Source organism: Streptomyces sp. NPDC033177 (assembly GCF_055577715.1).
The window spans coordinates 503106-520870 of sequence record NZ_JBVIPS010000004.1 but is presented as its reverse complement, the minus strand read 5'-3'; the positions used below and the strand labels follow the sequence as shown (position 1 = coordinate 520870).

Here is a 17765-nt window from a genome sequence, read left to right as displayed (position 1 = left end):
GACGGGTGGATGAGCCGCTCGTTCCTGCACCACTTGGGAGGCGGCCATGACCGACACAGGAACCATCAGCACAAACGCGTCGACAGGCAGGTCGGGCACGGCGACGCCCGCTCCGGCCAGGGGCTCGACAGACACCGACTCACGCGGCACGACCACTATCGCCGACAGCGTCGTGGCCACCATCGCCGGGATCGCGATCCGGGGGACGGACGGCGTCCACTCCGTCGGCAAGGGTGCGTCGAAAGCCTTCGGAACCGTTGCCGGCAAGATGCCCGGAACGTCGAACGCGGGCCGCTCGGTGCGGGTGGACGTCACCGACAAGCAGGTCGTGATCGACGTGGACATCGAGGTCGAGTACGGCATGCCGATCCACGAACTCGCCGACCAGATCCGCACGCATGTCATCGACGCCGTGGAGACCATGACTGACTTGAGCATGTCCGAGATCAATCTCAACGTCTTCGCCGTCCACGTCGTCGAGGGTGACGACGAGGAGGAGTAAGACTGCGAGCGGCTGATCCAGCCCTCAGGTCGTCTCGGCAGGTCGTCTCGACAGGTCGCCGGGACGGGCCTACCAGTCACGGCTCCTTTGGGGCGCTCGGTGCCGCAACGCAGCTGGCTGGGCGGATACCCCACGTGACGCCTGCTGACGGGGTCCTGGGACACGTTCTCGTCGGTGATCACACCACCGACGGCCCCCCGTGTTGTCGTCACCCCACACGCAGATCGGTACGTTGCTCAAGGCTGCCGCGGTCCTCCGCCGGCTTGTGACCGGCGGAGGGCACGCGTGGCGGGCGGCGGAGGACCACCGCCTGCGCGTGTCAGTTGCTGATGGCTCTCGGCGGTGACTGACTGGTGCTCAAGCCGGGGCACCGTGTCAACGGGGTGGCGAGCAGCCGCGTATGTGTGGTGTCCGCACGCCCGAGGACACCGAACAGCGCCACAACTTTGGATACTACGTGGCCTGGCCCTCGCCTCTGAACGCCGGAGCACTTTCCAGGGCGGCGCCGGCCCGTGGTGCACCTTGTCCTGGTCATGCTCCTGCGTCAGCGTCCACCGGTGAGAATCTACCGTTGGCAAGGTTGCCATGAGTGGCAGCGGGCCCAGCCTGGAGGTAGCTGGTTGCCCCAACCCTGCAGTCGGCGAGGTCACCTTCAGTCCCGGACCCTGATTTCGGGTGGCCGCCTCATGAGGGCGGCTCCAGAAAGGCTTCCGGGTGGCTTAGTTCACGAGAACCGAGCACCTGTGCACGAGTTTGGGCAGCACGGGCCCCTGCTGAGCGTTCAGCAGGGGCCCACGACGCAGAGAGCTTCGGAGGGCCGGGCCCTGTCCTCGTTGAACGGCATACCGGCCGACACCAGCTACCGTCTGCAGCCGGTATGACGGCCCGCTCTCACTTCAGATGTCGGGTGAAGAACTGGCCCGCGGCGTCCCCCGCGAACTGTGGGACGCCGGTGTGCCCGCCCATATTGGCGTGCAGGGTCTTCTCCTTGGAGCCGAATGCGTCGAACAGGTCCAGGCCCGCCTGCCGGTCGTTGCCTTCGTCGTCCCACTGCAGCAGGACGTGCAGAGGAATGGTGACCTGGCGGGCCTCCTCGAACATGGCGCGAGGAATGAAACTCCCGGCGAACAGAACGGCGGCCGCGATGCGCGGCTCGACCACCGCCAGCCGGACGCCGATGGAGATCACTCCCCCCGAGTACCCGACCGGGCCGCCGATCTCGGGCAGCGAAAGGAGGCCGTCCAGGGCGGCCTGCCATTCCGGGACAGCCTTTTCGACCAGCGGGAGGATGAGGGCGTCGATGACCTCGTCGCTCACCGGCTCGCCGGCATCCATTGCCCGGCGCAGGTCGGCGCGGGCCTGCTCGGCGGCGGGCAGGCGGGGCCGGTCGCCGCTTCCGGGGAGCTCGATGGTGGCTGTGGCGAAGCCGTCCGCCCCACATTGCCGGGCTCGGGCCACCAGCCGGGGGTACATCGTGCGCAGCCCGAGGGGAGGGTGGCCGAGCAGGATCAGCGGCGCCGGTGCGGATGCGGAGGCCGATGCGGGTGTCCACAGGATGCCGGGTATCTCACCCAGGGTGAATTCGCGTTCGAGGACGCCGGCATCGAGGCGTTGCTCAGAAGTGAAGTGCATAGTCGTGCCTTTCGGGAGTGCTCAAAGCGGCGCTCCCGGACGACCTATCGCCCGACCGTGACCCCGGAGGGGAGCACCCATGTCGATACTGCGTTCACGGGTACCACCTCCTCGATCTCTCGCACGGCCTCCAGGAGGCTAACAGCGGTCGGCCGTGGCTCGCCACCTCACGCACATCGAACACGACGTACCGCCGACGCCTCCCGAACTCGTGTACAGATACTGTCGGTTGGTTCTCGTGAACAAAGCCACGTTGGGGCTTTGATATGTGAGCGCGGCTGACGGGCTCGCGTGGGTTCGGTAGGCCGCCGCCTCGTCCTCCTCAACGCCCGAACTGCCCCTGCAGTGCTGTGACCGGCATGGTTCGCCGGGTTGATGGGCGGGAAAGTGGGGCGCTCATCGGGAGGCGTTTCGATCAGCCGCTGCGTAGGGTCTGCCAGATGACGCTCTCTCATGATGTGGCCGGAGACGGTCCGGTGCTGGTGCTGTTGCATTCCGGGGTGTGTGACCGGCGGATGTGGGACGCTCAGTGGCCGGCGTTGATCGACGCCGGTTACCGGCTGGTGCGCTGTGATCTTCGGGGCTTCGGAAAGACACCGGCGCCGGACCGGCCTCACAGCGACGCCGAGGATGTGCTGGCCCTCCTCAACACGCTGGGCATCGCGCAGACGGCACTGGTGGGATCCTCGTACGGCGGGCAGGTCGCCTTGGAGATCGCCGCGCGCTGGCCGGATCAAGTGAGCGCCCTCGGGTTGATCTGTTCCGCCCTGCCCGGTCATGAACCTTCTGCCGAACTGAGTGCGCTCGGGGAGCGCGAGGAAGCGCTGATCGAGGCGGGGGACATCGTCGGCGCGACGGAACTGATGGTCGAAACCTGGCTCGGCCCGGACGCCGACGGGACCGCCCGCGAGGCGGTACGCCAGATGCAGCGGCGCGCCTTCGAGCTGCAACTGGCCGCCGCTGAGGAGTTCGAGCCAGTCGAGGCCGTGGTTGATCTGGCGGCAATTCAAGCACCCTGCCTTGTACTGTCGGGCGCGCATGATCTGTCGGACTTCCGACAGATCGCTGCCCGACTGCCGCACCAGCTCGCGGACGCCGACCACGTCGAACTGCCGTGGGCAGGTCACCTTCCCAGCCTGGAGCGGCCATCGGCCGTTACCGATCTGCTGATCGGCTTTCTCAAGGAGAGAGTCCCTGTCGGTTGAGCCTGCTCGCGGCCCGTCCTGTCACGGGGGGTGCTAAGGGGGGTGTCCGCCCCAGTGGGTTGGACTTGGCCATCGTGAACTGCCGCAGCGGGCCGAAGTGCACCTCGATCGGGTTGACACAGCAGGCGTTGGCCGGGGTGACGCTGAGCGGGTAAGGGCCCTTGTTCCCAGGCTTGACCGCCTCCGCCTGTCCCTGCCCCGTTCGACGGACGACCGCTCATCGGCCGCTGTTTGACCTTGCCGTTGGCGGCAGGGTTGCACGATGACCGGCATGACTCAACCTTCTTCGACACGTTGCTGGATGCGGTGCGAGTACCCCGCCTGTCCGCAGGCCGACCCCGTCGCAGGCCCGAGACGGTCATCGCCGACAAGGCGTATTCATCACGAGCCATCCGGACCGGCTTACGACGGCGCGGCATCCGAGCGGTCATCCCTGAACGGTCCGATTAGATCGCCAACCGAAAGCGCCGAGGATCGGCTGGTGGGCGGCCGCCAGCCTCGATCCAGAGCAGTACAAGCCCGCAATGTGGTCGAACGCTGCTTCAGCAGGCTCAAGCAGTTCCAGGCCGTCGCCACCCGTTTCGACAAGGTGGCTGCCCGCTACCTCGCCGGTCTCCGACTCGCCTCGCTCATCCTCTGGCTCCGCAAACCGTGATCATTTGTCAGACACGACCCAGGGGCGCTATCGACGACTACCTCAACTCCCGCGGGATCTCCACAGGCCTCTGGCGCAGCCAGCGCATCGGCAGAACATCCTGGGTGTACGGTCCCAGCGCTGCCGTGGCCGCGCTCTTAGCTACAGCGGAAGGACTCGTGCTGCTCCTGTGTGGGGGCGGATAGGCAGCTCGGACGCCGCCATCTTCGCTGGACCGGCGATCGAGAGGCCGGCCTGCGCATCCTGGCCGGCACGTCGACACCCTGACGGCGTTCAGGAGCGTCACCGAAGACGGGTTGCCGCGGACGGCGACCGTGCCCCCGTTGCGGCGAATGCCTTGCCTAAACGGCGCGGCCGATGAATTTATGGCGCCCGGCCGGTCCAAGCTCGTGGCATCTAAGGAAAGGTCACCGCCATGTCGGAGCTTCTCGTCGACTTCATCACCTCCCTGGACGGCCACGCATCGGCAGAGGGCTGGCCCGGATTCTGGGGCCTTGAGGGCCCGGAGTACCTCGCATGGCTCGGCGAGCAGCCCGAGGCCACCTACCTGATGGGAACGAACACCTACCGCCAGATGTCAGGCTTCGCCGCAGGCGAGGTCCCAGACGGCCAAGACGAGTTCAGGCCCGAAGAAGAGGCATCTGTCGACGAACTCACGCGAGCGTCCAAGATTGTGTTCTCCTCCTCCCTCGAGGAGCCACTGGCATGGGCCAACTCCACGCTCGTCCGCGACGACGCCATCGAAGCGGTCCAATCCATGAAGTCGAGCGGCTCCGGGCTCCTGAGCACGATCGGCAGCCTGCGCCTGTGCCGGTCACTGCTACGAGCCGGACTCGTCGACCGCTTCCGGGTCGTGATGTTCCCGGTGATCACCGGGGTCACAGGCGCAGAACGCATCTACGACGGCTATCCGGACGTCGCCCTCGAGATGATCGGGCACCGCACCTTCGACGGCCGCACCCAACTGGTCGAGTACAAGCCCCGCGTGCTCGAACACCCGCCGCTCGGTGCCCCTGCATGACATCGCCCCGGTCTTCCCGCCCAAAGCCATCCAAGGAGCAGACCGGCCGCGCGGCCGCCCCGGACGAAGCCCCGCCGACCGGGGCAGGGCGGGCAGCAAGCATCACCTGATCACCGACACCACTGGCATCCCGCTCGCCGCCACCCTGAACCGAGCACGGCTCCGGCCTGGGCATCCAACGCTGGGTCGTGGAGCGCGCGTTCGCCCACCTGCACTGGTTCCGCCGCCTGCGCATCCGGTGGGAGATACGCGACGACATCCACGAAGCCTTCCTCACCCTCTGCTGCGCACTCATCTGCTGGAGACGTCTGCGCTCACTCTGAAGGGCACTGGGCGGCGGTGCGTTCGGCTTCCTGCGCTGCCATGACCTCATCACCATGCTCGAAGGCCCACGCTCCCACAGCATCGATGGGCGCCAGCAAAGTCCGGCCCAGGGCGGTGAGCTGGTACTCAACGCGCGGTGGCGCTCCGGGGTGGGCCTGCCGGTCCACCAGTCCGTTGGACTGCAAGCGCCGCAGTGTCTCGGTGAGGACCTTGGAGCTGATCCCCCCGATCTGCTCGCGTAGTTCGACTGGACGCCTGGGGCCGTCGCGCAGGGCCCAGAGCACCACGGCGTTCCAGGTGTTGGACAGGAGGTCGAAGGCCAGGCGGGCCCGGCAGTCGGAGAGGAAGGCGTCGGTCGTCACGTACCAAATGGTGCCTCACAGACCTTCTAGCGTCTTTGCGAACGACCCAAACAGGCACTGGGAGGAATTGCGTGATGCGAATCGGCGTACTGGGCACGGGCAACATGGCGGACGCGCTCGCCACGCACTGGGTCCGGGCCGGACACGATGTGGCCATCGGAGGGCGGGACGTGCACAAGGCGGAGCGGCTCGCGACGCGCCTCGGGGGCAACGCGAAGCCCGCCAGTCTGCGTGCGGCGGCCGAGTTCGGTCAGGTAGTGCTGTCCGCGCTGCCCTTCGGTACAGGGACGAGTGTGGTGCGGGAACTGCGGGCGGCCCTGGATGGCAAAGTACTGATCGACTGTTCCAATCCGGTCGGTCCGGGCTTCCGGCTCCTGACCCAGAGCGGCCTCTCAGCCGCACAACAACTGGCCGCAGCGGCCCCAGGATCTCAGGTGGTCAAGGCGTTCAATCTCTGCCATGAGGACGTGTGGCGTATGTCGCCGCCGATCTTCGACGGGCGGCGACTGGCTGTTCCGGTCTGTGGTGACGACGAAACGGCTCTCACACTTGTGCACCAGTTGGTGCGGAATGTCGGCTGCGAACCCGTGGCCGGCGGCTCTCTCGAACGAGCGGGACTCCTGGAAGCGACCGCGGCACTCTTCATCGGGCTATGGGTCGGCGAGGGAGCCGATGCCCAAGCCATCGCGCCCCCGCTAGCCTATGCCGCCGGACCGAGAGACGAGGAACCACAAACCGCCGAAGAGGCTTTTCGTTAGGAGGTCTTAGCGGAGTGCTCCATCCCAGCAGTTGAGGTGCAGTCGGCGGTGGAGCGCGTCGAGGCCGACGTCATCGACCGAGGCGTAGGCGTTCTCGAAATACGGTAATTCGCCGGCTCGGGCAGGAGGTCGATCCCGTGCTCCGAACCGTGCTCACGGGCGAGGTGGAACAGCACCCAGCGCTGGTCGCTCTGGAATACCGGATCACGGATCGTGGTCAGCAGCAGGTCTGTGGTCATCGCCAGATCACTGGCGGCGCGGGCCCGGTTGATCTGGGAGCCGGATGCCCCAGGTGGACGCCAGCAACGCAACGGCCGACACGATCAGTGAGACGACTTTGAAGTCCATGGCCACCCCCGACCAGGATGGCTTCCCGGCGGGGATGCGTCAGGTGCCGAGCCAGGCGCTGAGGCGCGGGCGGGGCTCGTCGGCCGGGCACGAGGACGTGACACGCTCTTCCTCTACCGGTCCCAACCGTGCAATGAGCAGTGCCTTCACGTTTTTAGCGTTCGTTGTCGATAAAGCGGAGCACTTCTGTCGGGTCCACCGGCAGCAGGAACAGCCACTGTGAATTCGTGTGCCGACGTCTGCGGGAGCTCCCGCTCCCAAAACGGCGTTGACATCCACGAGTTGGCCATAGCCCCGCTCAACAGGACTGACGAGGCTGGAGGCGGAGCAGCCGTCGAGGCTACGTCCCGATACGGCTGCGAGCGCAGTGCCAGAGCGCTGAGTGCCTGTTGTCGTAGCGGCCGGGGGGCTTGACGACTCGAACGGGGTTGTGTGGCGGCTGATGTTCTGGTGGTCCGGGCATGACGGCAGGGCCTCTTGGCAGTTCGGGGTTACGAAGCCAACCGAGATCCCAGGGAACCCTGTTGCCGCGTTTCTACGCGCTCATGCCAGTTGAGTTCAACTCCGCTGCTCCGTGGTGTGTTTGTGTCGCGCACAGGTTCGGGGACACGGCCGGTCATCCCGAGCGTGTTCTGCGTTATCCGTCCGACGTGACGGACGCGGAATGGGAGGCTGTGCGGCCTCTGCTAACCAGTCCCGGCCTGGCTGGAGGGCCGGGGCGGGCAGCCGGAGAGCTACTGCCACCGTCAGCCGCTCGATGCGATGCGCTATCTCATCGGCAACGGCATCAAGTGGCGGTGGCGCGAGTACGGGCTGATCACCGAGTTCCACTCCCGGCTTCGCGACCGGGTCCGGCAGGCCCAGGGGCGGGCGGTGGATCCGACAGCAGCGATCATCGACTCGCAGTCCGTGCGGGCGGCCGAGACCCTCGGCGCCGTAACCCGCGGCTGGGACAACGGCAAGAGGAGGGGCGGTACCGCACCGGGACTCCGTGGATGGACTTTCCCCAGCACGTCGGGGCGCGGACGGGCGCCCGCCGCTACCCCGCGAGCTTGATGTGGCCCGTTGGAGGGTGAACGTGCGGGGCTGGAGTCACGACACTTGGTCACAGGTCTGGCAAGCAGAGCCAGACTTCGGAGAAGGCGAGGCCGTGCTGGTGGGTCACCGCCCCGCACGGGCAGCCCAGCCAGATCAGGCGCCAGTCGCAGGCCACCGCCCACGGGCCGGCCTTGCCCGCGCATGCCGGGCAGCCGAACGTACGAGCCGTCCACACCCCGAAAGCGGGTTGGCCGTAACGACGGAAACGGCCCGTGTACTGGATTTGCCAGGGCTCGAGCGGGGGCGTGAGCGGGATGCTCCCGGGTGGGCTCGCCGCGGCCAGCGGGGTGAACAGGGCGATCAGATCGGGGAGTAGGGCCTCGCCCGCTTGGGTCGGTGCCGCAGCCGGGCCGCGTGCTGTACCCACCGGGGTCCCATACTGTGGGGCCGCCGCTGCGGGCGATGGGTTCGGGGTGGCGTGCCACGGCAGGAAGGCGCGAGCGACGGCGGCCAGAAGGGCGGCAGCGGGCGGGCTCACAGCGCCCGCGTCCAGGTGATGCAGGGTGGTGCGCAAGATGCGTTGCAGGCGCCGGTCCCGGTCGGTGGCCAGTATCCGTGTGGCCGCTGCCCGGCGGGCCGGAAGCGGGGCGGTGAGACGGGCCAGGACGCGCGCTGCCGCTTGGCAGTCCGCTGCGGTAGGGCGCCACTGCCCGGTGGCAAGGAGCTGGCGTGCTCGCCCTGCCTCACGGGTCAGGGCACGCGTCTGCAACGGCTGCAGGTCAGACACAGCGGCTCTCCCGCTGCACTACGCCACCCACCTGTTCCTTGCGCCGGATCTCGCGTTCTGTCGCTTTGAGGTGGCCCAGGTCGGGAGCCCTCGCGGCACGCCCGGCGACGCAGAGGATGTCTGGTCGGCTCCGGCCCTCCCACCCCTGTCGGCGGCACAAGGCCACAAACCGCACGACGTCAGTGAGTGCGATGCGGCCCGTCTCATCCCGGACCCGGACACAAGGCCCAGCAGGCCGGGGATCCTTGGTGTCGTCACGCCTCTGCCGGCCGGCCTCCTGCGACCGGGCTTCGACCAGACGACAGAGGCGATCAGCCGACTGCGTGTCAGCCCACTCCCACCGGATGAGTTCGCCCAGATGCTGCCAGGCGAGAACCACATCCGGCGGCGAGGCGGACAAGACCGTGTCCGCGTCGGCAACCAGCCGGGCGAGACGGCCTCGTGTGTCATCGTCGCCATCCACGCACATCACGGGGAAGCCCGACGACACCTCGCACCGCCGCGACACCCTTGCCCGCTGCCAGGCCTCGTACAGCCCCACCATCTCCCCCTCCCCCAGCGCCGACCGTCTCCGCGGTCGCCAACAGTCCGCACCCCGAACCCTATGACGCACCCCCGCCGCCGACGGGACCATCAACCGGCTCAAGAACTGCCGAGCCGTCGCCACACGCTCCGACAAGCGGGCATACGTCTCCCATGGGACGGTTACAGCGGCTGCTATCCGCCTATGGCTACGTCTCCAATAAAACGCCCCGTTCAGAACTCATCCGCACCCGGGTCGTGGTGGCGCAGTTCGCTGAGCACGCGCGCGTCGCCAGCCCTGACGCCCCACAATGAGTGGCCAGACTCGGCTACCACGGTGCGCGGGTGTCGCGGCGTGCTCTCGGAATCTGTTCGGGCAGGACCGTGTCTTGGTCGGTGCGCAGCAGCATGCCCGGGTCGGGTTCGAAGTCCTCATTGGGCGGTGCAGGCTGGTGGAAACGCTCGGTGCGCGCAATGGTGACTTCCACCAGCCGGCCCTCCTGGAACATCCATAGCCCGAAGCAGTCGTCGTCCAGATCGCGAAGCAGAATTCGCACCGTATGCGGATGCGGCCACGGCAACGACTCCAGGTGCTTGAGCAGGCCCTTGCGGGCCCGCATCTTGTCGAACTCCAGGGCCCACCCGAACTCGTAGCCCCAGTGCCCCGCTATCGGGACGAAGCGGCCTCGCCACATCCGTTCCGGATCGTCGCGGGTCAGCGGTTCCATCACCCCGTCCGACCAGCGGGCGAGCACGATGACCTCAGCATCTCTACTCATGTCGGAGTATCACCGCATCCGCCCAATCCACCGCAACCAAATTGTTCAACCAGCCGACAACGGTGACCCTTTGGCGGCGAGCTCTCAGTGCCAGCGCCACCGCCGAACTGCCCAGCCTCCGCCACTTGCTCAGCATCTCCTGCGCGATTTCGACGCCGTCACGGCCGGTCTCACCCTCCCCTGCAGCTCCGGCGTCGTGGAAGGCCATGTCAACAGGATCTGGGTGCTCAAGCACCGCATGTTCGGCCGCGCAGGATTCGAACTCCTACGGAAACGGGTCCTGTTGGCGTGACCGAGCGCCACGGGACTACACGGAGTGGACCAGAGCCTGGAAAATGACGTCAGGGCGTGGGACGACCTGCCGTCCGAGGGTGCCCCAGACCTCGTGACGCTCCGCGCTGTCGGTGATGGGGCAAGGTGGTTGAGGAGTGTGCCGGCGCCTGTCCGTGCGGGGATTCTGCAGCTTCACCGGTCACTTCTGGGCTGCTGGGATGAGAGCGGGTGCGCCCTTGAACGAGCTGGTCTCCATGAACGGTTTGCGCTTCGTGTTGTGGAAGGCCACAACGCGCCACTGGCCGTCCTGCTCCCGCACCAGGGTGTAGGTCTGAACCTTGGTCAGTTTCTTCGGTTTGCTGCCCTTCTAGCTGTCTCCGCGGCTGGTGATTACGACAGAGTCCAGGCCGTAGAAACGGACGTCCAGGATTTCGTCGGCAAGCTGTGTGCCCTTGAGGAATTTGGCGAACAGCGTCCGGTGGCTGTCGATGATGTCGCGGCGGCCCTGGTAGTACGTGCCCACGAAGGTGACATAGGTGGCGTCCTGTGTGAACTGCGCACCGTAGGTGTCGGCGTCGTGGCGTCGCCAGGCGACTCCACGGCAGGCCGGGGCGGAAGTCGTGGGGCTCAGCGCCTCTGAGTGGTATGCGCTCAGCCAGATCGCGCTGGAAGGCACGCTCACATCGGGAGAACTCGCCGCATGTACCGGTCTCCCCACCGGGGCAACCACCCGCCTGATCGACCGCCTGGAGCGAGCCGGATTCGTCCGCCGGGCTGCCGATCCGGATGACCGACGCAAGGTCATCGTCGAGCCGGTGGCCGGCTCCCAGGACCCAATTGAAAAGGTGGTCGGGCCTGCCCGGCGCCAGATCGCCGAGGTTCTCGGTCGATACACGCCAGACCAACGCGCCATTCTCTTCGACTACTTCGCGCACGCCGCCCAGCTTTCCGTGTGGCCACCAAGGAGATCCGATACGCAGCAGCACACGGCCGTCAGCGCAAGAAAGGTGCGGCCGCCCGCCGCCCGTGAGGGCAGAGCGGGCCGCCGAGTCAGAAGACCTTCCCAGAAGTGCCCGTCCGGCTCATACCCCACAGCAGGGACCGAGCTCTCACCCCGACGCCTAAGGCACGCGACCGCCCTGGGGGCCCGGGCCGGGGAAGGACGAAATGCGCTGTCACCGCAGGTCAACGCCGTCACCCCGCGCGCAGATGCAGGTGAGTCCGTGTTGGCAAGTTGTTGGCGGGCCACGTCATGATAGTTGCGCGGCGGGTGACAGCCCCCTGAAGAGGGCCGCGAACATCCGCTCACGTACATCAAAAAGGGGCGGCGACACAGGTCAGTGGCCGCCCTGTCTAACGAGGGAAATCCAGCTTCATGAACGTACGTCGTATATCTTCTGTGCGGCTTTCGCCCACGGCCCGCAGGTCCGTCTCCTTCGCGCTGGTCGGCGCAAGCGCCGCCACCGTGCTGACGGCCACGGCCTCTCCCGCATCCGCGCTGAGCTGGAAGTGCAACACCAGCTCCCAGTCGATCGACGACCGCAGCTACTCCGGCCCCGCGCCGGACAACATCGACATCAAGGTCAAGAACTGCGTGGCCCGCTCCGGCAGCTACGTCTACGCCAAGGCAACCATGTCCTTCGACTTCCCGCCGACCTACGCCGGCGGCGACATCGGCAACACCATGACCGGCGCGACGATGCCGCTGTACGTCAAGCGCTCCGACGCGGGCGCCGACACCCTGCTGGGGACCAAGACCTACAACGTCCGGGACAACTTCCAGCGGATGAACGCGAGCGGCAACGGCACCTTCACCACATCGACGGTGAAGATAAAGGTCGGCAGCGGAAGCTTCTACACCGACAGCACCATCAAGATCAACTGGGTGAACGACGGCAAGGGCTACTTCGCCTACGGCTTCAAGGCCTCCGGCACCCGCTGACCCCCACAAACCGCCGGACCGGAAGCACACACGCCCGGTCCGGCGGACCAGGCCCTCCCGCTGCGGCTGAAACGCGTCACGGCAACCGTTACCTTCACTCGACTCGATGCCCCGCCACAGGTCACGGCCCGCCTGCGCTGCTGCTTCGGCCGCGCGTGCTCGACGGGGGTGCTGGGACACGCATTCTCATCGAATTGATTGACACGCCCCGACGCTCCGGAGAAGGCTTTCTCCTCGGTGTCTCCGGAGTGCGCTCGAGTGCCGAAGAGCTGCGCTAGTCGCGAAAGGCGTGCGAACGCTCCCCGGGTGGGCGCCAGGAGACGGGTCGTCACACAAACGTGGGGAGAAGTTCGTGACCGAGTGGATTCTGGCATTCGACGCCGACTGCCGCTTCTGTGAAGAAGTCGTCAATCGGGTGGGGAACTCCGTCGACGGAACGTTGAACACCGCGGGCCTTACAGAACCCCGGGTGCGTGCGCTGCGCACGCGTGCCCTGGGGGAAGGGGCCGCGTGGGCCCCGACCCTGCTAAAGGTCGACGGCGACCAGGTACGGGCCTGGACCGGTACGGCGCTGTCCCTGCGCCTGGCGCGGCTGCTGGGACCGGCGGACTCACTGCGGGTGGTACGCGCGCTCGGCGGCCTCGACGCGCTGCGGTCACCGGGCCGTCGGGGGATCCTCAAGGCCGTGCCGGGGCTGGCCCTGGGGACATTCCTGCTCACCGGCGGCCTGGCAACCTCACCCGCGCAGGCGGTGTCCCGTGCGAGGGAGAGCAAGGCCTCGCGCTGGGTGCAGGCCAACTTCGACCGACTGCCCACCAGCTACGCCGAGTTCGTCTCCCATCCCGCGGACTACCGGCGCGCCGTGTACGGAGCGCTGTCCGCCTCGGCCCGGAGCGATCTGTGGGTGGCGCACTTCGATCACTACCGAAAGACACACCGAGGTCTGTCGGCCGGGCAGTCCGCCGTCCTCGACGATGCGATGCGGCTGACACCGCAGATCATCGCGGGACGCGGGAAGGGAACGGCCGCCGATGATCTGGAGACGGCGGTCGTGGCGGCGTTCGGCGAGAGCGGCGCCCGCGCGGTGCTCAGGACGCTCGGCCCCGCCGACACACCCCGCACGGCACCTCAGCGGGACCAAGGCGTCCAGGCCCAGGACTGCAATTCCCGGTGTGGGGTGGGGACCGGAAGCTGCTCCTCGGTCTGCTACGGCGGGTGCACCTGGACTGACTACGGCTGCGGCCCACTGTGGTTGGCACCGTGCAGCGGGCTCTGCAACTGAGAATGTCGGGGCGTAGGTGGCGCCCTACTCGAAGCGGCTGTAGTACGTGAGATAGGTGGTGAAGACGGTCCGGGCGCTCTGAGGGTCCGGACCGTCTGTCTCGCCTCACTCCTGCCGTCGTGTCGCCCGTCTCATCCAGCTGACGATGAACATCAAGACCCCCACGGCTATGAGAGAGAACCCTACGAACCTCAGAGCGTTACCCGCATCGGCATCGATCACTTTCGCGACGACAACCGCCGCGCCGACCGGGACGAGCACAGCCCCGAAGACCGCCATTACCCTTCGGTTATCCGAAATCATTCGTCGAATGCCTTCGTGAGGTCTTCGTATGTGTTGACTCCGTCTACTCTGCTCGCACCGGCGGCAGCAACACCTGCCGCACCCGGCCCCGATAGTCGGTGCGCAGGTCGCGAGGCCCGCATCGGCGTCCAACGCCGTACCCGCAGCAGCCAGTGTGTGTCCCACCCCGTGATCGGGCGGGCGACGTAGTGGTACAGGCCGGTCGGGTTCTGAGTGTTGGCGGCGAAGCGATGGAGTTGGGGGCACTGTTCGCCGTGTGAATTCACTTTTGTGCCAGCCTTGCCGATGGGTGGCGAGGCGTCGCGGAGGGCGTTGAAGTGGTAGTGCGCCTTTCCGCCGGCGCACAACTCGTGCCCCACGAAAGAGGGGTGCGAAGAGCTCACGCAGCCGGGTGCACTGGCGGGAGACAGAGCGCCCAAAGGTGTTACTTCTTGCGTTGGCGTACGAGCCTCGTCACGATGGCTACACCCAGGACTACGGCCACGGCAACGAACAGAATCTGGCCCCAGACCGGGAAGTCAGAGCCGCCACCGCGGCCAGCTGCACATAGGGTCAGCATTCTTCGCCCTCCTCTTCCATAAGGTGTACTGAACTACCGCTGAGCACTTCGGGGTTGGTGGGGCATCTACCTGCCGCCTGCCGTGTACCGAGGCGACCGCGCAGGTCGTGTGGGACGCACCCGACAACACATCCATCCGGCAAAAGTGATCAAGGACTTGGTCTGTCCCGGCACCTGTGTCGAACAGGCCGCGGCCTGCCAAGCCCCGTGCACCGCCCGCGAGTTGGGCTTACTGCCGACGGCCCGAACATTTGCCCTCCAACAGCGTCTGCACGCCGAGCCTGGGGCCTGCGCCGTTGCGGTACAGGGCGGCCAGGAGTGTGACGCGCAAGAACAGCACGCCTGGCCCTCCTCGTCAGCTGACGCCGGAAGGGCTCGGCGCCGATACGGTCCCCGCCGTAGCGGGGCCGCGTGTTGATCAATCACCTGCTCTACGTGAAGCCGTGCCTCACGCGTCGGGTCGAAAGCGCCCTGAGCGGGTACCCGGTGACGGACATCAGGAGGACTTCATGCCACTCACGTTCCGCAAGAGTTTCAGGATACTTCCCGGGGTACGGCTGAACATCAACAAGCGCTCGTGGTCCCTCACCACAGGCGGCCGTCACGGCCCCCGCCGCACCCACAGCAGCACCGGACGGCGCACTACGTCGGTGGACCTGCCGGGCCCGTTCGGCTGGCGCCGCACAACCAAGCGCCGTTAGAAAACCAACAGGAAAGCAGCCTTCCGTCGGCTCCGAGCGCCTAGTCGAAGACGACCGAGGCGCCGGAGAACTGCGCGGCCTGGAAGCAGACCGTACCGCCGGGGACCGACGGGGCAGGTGTGAGGCCGGGTGTGGGTGCCGCGCGCCGTGAGGGACCTTCCGTCGTCGCTGAAGGCGAGGTACGCCGACGGTGTCTCCTGAGGTGAACAGGCCGCCACCCAGGGGCTGGAGCAATGCGGTGTCCCAAGGTTGCACGGTGCCGCCGGCCGCGACGGCCCGGCCAGGATGCGGCCGTCGGGCGGATAGGCCAGCGCGGAGGTGGGTTGGGGCCCGCCGTCCCCCCGCGTCATCGGCGGGGGTTGCTGCGAACATGCTGAGGCGTCGTTCGACACCCCGGTCCCAGACAGTGACCCAGCCCATCTCATCCCCGGTCGCCACCCGGTCGACGGTGTCGGGCCGACCGCGCCGGAGGTCAGCCGGCGGTCGGAAAAGATGTCCGAGCTATGGCGTTGCTGAACAGCCGGTCCAGATGCACGTCGATCGCGACGAGCGCGTCCCGGGGCTCGATCACGTCGAGTTCGATCAGGGAGGTGAAGCCGGTGAGGGCGAGGAGCAGGTTGGTCTCGGTCGCCGGGTCGCGGCCGGAGTCGATGTGCCCGTCGGCGATCGCCTGACGGACCAACTGCTCGACGAGGGCCCGCCCTTGGACGAGGCCGCTGCGCGCCCGCTCGTGCACGGCCTGGTCGTGCAGCGCCTCCAGGACGTAGGCGGCGCTCATCCGGCTTGTCGCGCGGGCGTCGGCATGCAGGGGGAGCATTTCCGTGAGCGTCAGTCGCAGCACGTCACGGGGGTGCGGACGGTCACCGAGCTTTTCGAGCCCCTGGTGTACGCGCACCGAGGTCTGCTCGGACGCGAAATCCATGGCGAAAGAAAGCATGGCGGTCCGGGAGGCGAAGTAGTGCTGCAGCTGCCCGAGTGACATTCCCGCCTCCTGCGCCACCACGCGCATCGTCAGCTGTGTGACGCCGCGCTGCTCCACCACCCGCCACAGTGCGCGGGCGATCGCTTCGCGGCGTCCGCGGTGATCCACCTGTTTGGGCATCGCCGGCCCTTCCCTCGTACTCGAGGACTGTCGCTGTTCCAATACAGTCGACATAATACATTTGACCCATAATCCTGGGGACCGCTCGGGGGAAGGAATCGTCATGCCCGAACAGCCAAAGGTACGGACCATGGAAGGTGTGGTGCAGGGGCGCCGACGGCAGGGGCACGCGGCGTTCCGCGGCATCCCCTACGCCCAGCCCCCGGTCGGAGCGCTCCGCTTCGCCGCGCCCGCGCCGCCGCACCGCTGGGAGGGGACGAGGCAGGCGGTCGAGTTCGGCCCCGTGGTGCCGCTGTCCCTGCCGATCGACGTGCCCCCGCAGGGCACCGACTGGCTGACGCTCAACGTCGGTACTCCGGATCCCGGCGCGGCGGGACTGCCGGTGCTGGTGTGGATCCCCGTGGGCGGCTACCTCTCGGCGGCGTCGAGCGACCCGATGTACGACCCGGCAGCGCTGGCCGAGGCGGGAGTCGTCGTGGTGACCGTCAACTGCCGCGTGGGCGCGGAGGGATTCGCGTTCCTCGACGACGTGCCGCCCAACCGCGGATTCCTCGACCAGATCGCGGCGCTGGAGTGGGTGCAGCGCAACATCGCCGCCTTCGGAGGCGACCCCGGCCGGGTCACCGTGGGCGGGGTGTCCGCCGGGGCGGGCTCGGTCGCCGCCCTGTTGACGATGGAGTCCGCGCGCGGCCTGTTCCGGCGGGCCATCGCCCATTCGGTGCCGGGGCTGCACAGCACCCCCGCGCTGGCACGGCAGGTCACCGCCGCGTTCGCGGACCGGCTCGGCGCGGCGGCCCCCACCGCGGAGGCCCTGCGCGACATCGACCCGTGGCACCTGGCCGCCGAGCTCACCTCATTCAACGCCGACCTCCACGCGCACCGGGAGAGCTGGGGACGTCTCACGGAGACCGGCACCGCGCTGTGCCCCGTCGTCGACGGCGAGGTCCTGCCGGAAACGCCCTGGCCCGCGCTGACCGGCGCGCGCGCGAGCGGGACCGAACTGCTCGTCGGCCACACCCGGGACGAATTCCGCTACTTCAGCGTCATGAGAGGACGGTACGGCACCTTCACCGAGGAGGACGCTCACGCAGCCCTGGAACTGCATGCCCCGCAACCGGACGGCGCGCGGGCCTACCGTGCCGCGTTCCCGCAGGCAGGCCCGGAGGAGCTGGTGGAGACGGTGCACTCCGACGCCCTCTTCCGCATGCCGTCACAGAAGCTGGCCGAGGCGAACGCCGCAGCCGGCGGCACCTCGTACCTGTTCGAACTGTGCTGGGCGGCCCCGGCTCTCGGCGGCATCCTGGGCGCCTGCCACAGCCTCGACGTGCCCCTGGCCTTCGGCACACTGGACAGCCCCGTCGGCACCCAGCTCCTCGGCGAGGAGCCTCCCCCCGAGGCGGTCGCGCTCTCCCGCGAACTCCAGGAGACGTGGGTACGCTTCGTCACCACCGGCGACGCGGGCTGGTCCGCCCACCGGCCCGGCGAGCACCTCACCCGCGTCTTGGACACCGAGTCGAAGACTCTGCCCTACCCCGAACAGGCATCCCGCCAAATCTGGGAAGGCCACTCCCCCGCCCCCTTCGATCACTCGTAATCGTCCGGGCCGGCTCCTACGGCTGCTACGCCGCCACTCACCTGCCCATCGGGGACAGCGCGAATCGGCGTACAGC

19 protein-coding genes and 3 pseudogenes are annotated in these 17765 nt (G+C 67.7%); 14 read left to right on the top strand and 8 right to left on the bottom strand.

Features of this window, described 5'->3' with window-relative positions; translation table 11 throughout:
- Positions 1-46: 46 nt before the first annotated feature.
- Positions 47-502 (top strand): Asp23/Gls24 family envelope stress response protein, encoded by a 456-nt coding sequence (locus tag ACZ5U5_RS17345; protein WP_469022113.1) that lies wholly within the window; start codon positions 47-49, stop codon positions 500-502.
- Positions 503-1393: 891 nt separating this feature from the next.
- On the opposite strand, the gene ACZ5U5_RS17340 is transcribed toward ACZ5U5_RS17345, so the two are convergent.
- The gene (locus ACZ5U5_RS17340) at positions 1394-2134 is read right to left on the bottom strand and encodes a dienelactone hydrolase family protein (RefSeq protein ID WP_469022110.1); all 741 of its coding nucleotides are present in this window, start codon (positions 2132-2134) and stop codon (positions 1394-1396) included.
- A 440-nt stretch (positions 2135-2574) separates the two neighbouring features.
- Between ACZ5U5_RS17340 and ACZ5U5_RS17335 the strand changes: the two genes are divergently transcribed.
- The 4 genes and pseudogenes from ACZ5U5_RS17335 to ACZ5U5_RS17320 all read left to right on the top strand — a co-directional run.
- Positions 2575-3339, top strand: coding sequence for an alpha/beta fold hydrolase (locus ACZ5U5_RS17335; RefSeq protein ID WP_469022108.1), 765 nt, complete (start codon positions 2575-2577; stop codon positions 3337-3339).
- Between the two features lie 237 nt (positions 3340-3576).
- Positions 3577-3994: pseudogene (locus tag ACZ5U5_RS17330) on the top strand (transposase); the annotation flags it as partial.
- Positions 3995-4409: 415 nt separating this feature from the next.
- The gene (locus tag ACZ5U5_RS17325; RefSeq protein WP_469022105.1) at positions 4410-5015 is read left to right on the top strand and encodes a dihydrofolate reductase family protein; all 606 of its coding nucleotides are present in this window, start codon (positions 4410-4412) and stop codon (positions 5013-5015) included.
- Between the two features lie 61 nt (positions 5016-5076).
- A pseudogene (locus ACZ5U5_RS17320) lies at positions 5077-5338 on the top strand (transposase); the annotation flags it as partial.
- Here the strand turns inward: ACZ5U5_RS17320 and ACZ5U5_RS17315 are convergent.
- Complete coding sequence (locus ACZ5U5_RS17315) at positions 5330-5701, bottom strand: winged helix-turn-helix transcriptional regulator (protein WP_469022102.1); 372 nt, start codon at positions 5699-5701, stop codon at positions 5330-5332. The pseudogene ACZ5U5_RS17320 and the gene ACZ5U5_RS17315 overlap by 9 nt on opposite strands.
- Positions 5702-5775: 74 nt before the next feature.
- Between ACZ5U5_RS17315 and ACZ5U5_RS17310 the strand changes: the two genes are divergently transcribed.
- On the top strand, positions 5776-6459 hold the full coding sequence (locus ACZ5U5_RS17310; protein ID WP_469022099.1) for an NADPH-dependent F420 reductase: 684 nt from the start codon (positions 5776-5778) through the stop codon (positions 6457-6459).
- Here the strand turns inward: ACZ5U5_RS17310 and ACZ5U5_RS17305 are convergent.
- Entirely contained in the window at positions 6456-6698 is a 243-nt protein-coding gene (locus ACZ5U5_RS17305) for a hypothetical protein (RefSeq protein ID WP_469022097.1), read from the bottom strand. The two genes, ACZ5U5_RS17310 and ACZ5U5_RS17305, sit on opposite strands and share 4 nt — an antisense overlap.
- Positions 6699-6751: 53 nt before the next feature.
- Between ACZ5U5_RS17305 and ACZ5U5_RS17300 the strand changes: the two genes are divergently transcribed.
- Positions 6752-7030: a hypothetical protein gene (locus ACZ5U5_RS17300; protein ID WP_469022094.1), complete on the top strand. Its 279-nt coding sequence runs from the start codon at positions 6752-6754 to the stop codon at positions 7028-7030.
- A gap of 539 nt (positions 7031-7569) precedes the next feature.
- Positions 7570-7863 (top strand): hypothetical protein, encoded by a 294-nt coding sequence (locus ACZ5U5_RS17295; protein ID WP_469022091.1) that lies wholly within the window; start codon positions 7570-7572, stop codon positions 7861-7863.
- A 49-nt stretch (positions 7864-7912) separates the two neighbouring features.
- On the opposite strand, the gene ACZ5U5_RS17290 is transcribed toward ACZ5U5_RS17295, so the two are convergent.
- Entirely contained in the window at positions 7913-8632 is a 720-nt protein-coding gene (locus tag ACZ5U5_RS17290; RefSeq protein ID WP_469022088.1) for a hypothetical protein, read from the bottom strand.
- A gap of 626 nt (positions 8633-9258) precedes the next feature.
- Here ACZ5U5_RS17290 and ACZ5U5_RS17285 point away from each other — a divergent pair.
- Positions 9259-9378, top strand: a pseudogene (locus ACZ5U5_RS17285) (IS5/IS1182 family transposase); the annotation flags it as partial.
- Positions 9379-9483: 105 nt separating this feature from the next.
- On the opposite strand, the gene ACZ5U5_RS17280 reads toward ACZ5U5_RS17285, so the two are convergent.
- From ACZ5U5_RS17280 to ACZ5U5_RS17270, 3 genes are all read right to left on the bottom strand, one after another.
- Positions 9484-9933, bottom strand: coding sequence for a hypothetical protein (locus ACZ5U5_RS17280; RefSeq protein ID WP_469022085.1), 450 nt, complete (start codon positions 9931-9933; stop codon positions 9484-9486).
- On the bottom strand, positions 9926-10141 hold the full coding sequence (locus tag ACZ5U5_RS17275; protein WP_469022479.1) for a hypothetical protein: 216 nt from the start codon (positions 10139-10141) through the stop codon (positions 9926-9928). The genes ACZ5U5_RS17280 and ACZ5U5_RS17275 overlap by 8 nt, the downstream gene beginning before the upstream one ends.
- 432 nt (positions 10142-10573) lie before the next feature.
- Positions 10574-10882: an SgcJ/EcaC family oxidoreductase gene (locus tag ACZ5U5_RS17270; RefSeq protein WP_469022083.1), complete on the bottom strand. Its 309-nt coding sequence runs from the start codon at positions 10880-10882 to the stop codon at positions 10574-10576.
- Between ACZ5U5_RS17270 and ACZ5U5_RS17265 the strand changes: the two genes are divergently transcribed.
- The 4 genes from ACZ5U5_RS17265 (at position 10773) to ACZ5U5_RS17250 (ending at position 14993) form a co-directional block, all read left to right on the top strand.
- A complete protein-coding gene (locus ACZ5U5_RS17265) occupies positions 10773-11462 on the top strand; it encodes a MarR family winged helix-turn-helix transcriptional regulator (RefSeq protein WP_469022081.1) in 690 nt (229 codons plus the stop codon). The genes ACZ5U5_RS17270 and ACZ5U5_RS17265 overlap by 110 nt on opposite strands.
- Positions 11463-11581: 119 nt before the next feature.
- On the top strand, positions 11582-12148 hold the full coding sequence (locus tag ACZ5U5_RS17260; protein ID WP_469022078.1) for a hypothetical protein: 567 nt from the start codon (positions 11582-11584) through the stop codon (positions 12146-12148).
- A gap of 352 nt (positions 12149-12500) precedes the next feature.
- The gene (locus ACZ5U5_RS17255; RefSeq protein WP_469022075.1) at positions 12501-13430 is read left to right on the top strand and encodes a bacteriocin fulvocin C-related protein; all 930 of its coding nucleotides are present in this window, start codon (positions 12501-12503) and stop codon (positions 13428-13430) included.
- Between the two features lie 1371 nt (positions 13431-14801).
- Positions 14802-14993, top strand: a complete 192-nt coding sequence (locus tag ACZ5U5_RS17250; RefSeq protein WP_469022072.1) for a DUF4236 domain-containing protein — start codon at positions 14802-14804, stop codon at positions 14991-14993.
- Between the two features lie 472 nt (positions 14994-15465).
- On the opposite strand, the gene ACZ5U5_RS17245 is transcribed toward ACZ5U5_RS17250, so the two are convergent.
- A complete protein-coding gene (locus ACZ5U5_RS17245) occupies positions 15466-16095 on the bottom strand; it encodes a TetR/AcrR family transcriptional regulator (RefSeq protein ID WP_469022069.1) in 630 nt (209 codons plus the stop codon).
- Positions 16096-16198: 103 nt separating this feature from the next.
- On the opposite strand from ACZ5U5_RS17245, the gene ACZ5U5_RS17240 reads away from it, so the two are divergent.
- Positions 16199-17689 carry a carboxylesterase/lipase family protein gene (locus ACZ5U5_RS17240; protein ID WP_469022066.1) on the top strand — a complete coding sequence of 497 codons (1491 nt, stop codon included), beginning with the start codon at positions 16199-16201 and terminating at the stop codon, positions 17687-17689.
- The last annotated feature ends 76 nt before the right edge of the window (positions 17690-17765 follow it).

What these genes read in the sequence shown, in the direction of transcription:
- ACZ5U5_RS17345 (WP_469022113.1), top strand. Translation starts at nt 47, where the DNA reads ATGACCGACACAGGAACCATCAGCACAAACGCGTCGACAGGCAGGTCG.
- ACZ5U5_RS17340 (WP_469022110.1), bottom strand. Translation starts at nt 2,134, where the DNA reads ATGCACTTCACTTCTGAGCAACGCCTCGATGCCGGCGTCCTCGAACGC.
- ACZ5U5_RS17335 (WP_469022108.1), top strand. Translation starts at nt 2,575, where the DNA reads ATGACGCTCTCTCATGATGTGGCCGGAGACGGTCCGGTGCTGGTGCTG.
- ACZ5U5_RS17325 (WP_469022105.1), top strand. Translation starts at nt 4,410, where the DNA reads ATGTCGGAGCTTCTCGTCGACTTCATCACCTCCCTGGACGGCCACGCA.
- ACZ5U5_RS17310 (WP_469022099.1), top strand. Translation starts at nt 5,776, where the DNA reads ATGCGAATCGGCGTACTGGGCACGGGCAACATGGCGGACGCGCTCGCC.
- ACZ5U5_RS17305 (WP_469022097.1), bottom strand. Translation starts at nt 6,698, where the DNA reads ATGACCACAGACCTGCTGCTGACCACGATCCGTGATCCGGTATTCCAG.
- ACZ5U5_RS17295 (WP_469022091.1), top strand. Translation starts at nt 7,570, where the DNA reads ATGCGCTATCTCATCGGCAACGGCATCAAGTGGCGGTGGCGCGAGTAC.
- ACZ5U5_RS17280 (WP_469022085.1), bottom strand. Translation starts at nt 9,933, where the DNA reads ATGAGTAGAGATGCTGAGGTCATCGTGCTCGCCCGCTGGTCGGACGGG.
- ACZ5U5_RS17275 (WP_469022479.1), bottom strand. Translation starts at nt 10,141, where the DNA reads ATGGCCTTCCACGACGCCGGAGCTGCAGGGGAGGGTGAGACCGGCCGT.
- ACZ5U5_RS17260 (WP_469022078.1), top strand. Translation starts at nt 11,582, where the DNA reads ATGAACGTACGTCGTATATCTTCTGTGCGGCTTTCGCCCACGGCCCGC.
- ACZ5U5_RS17250 (WP_469022072.1), top strand. Translation starts at nt 14,802, where the DNA reads ATGCCACTCACGTTCCGCAAGAGTTTCAGGATACTTCCCGGGGTACGG.
- ACZ5U5_RS17245 (WP_469022069.1), bottom strand. Translation starts at nt 16,095, where the DNA reads ATGCCCAAACAGGTGGATCACCGCGGACGCCGCGAAGCGATCGCCCGC.
- ACZ5U5_RS17240 (WP_469022066.1), top strand. Translation starts at nt 16,199, where the DNA reads ATGCCCGAACAGCCAAAGGTACGGACCATGGAAGGTGTGGTGCAGGGG.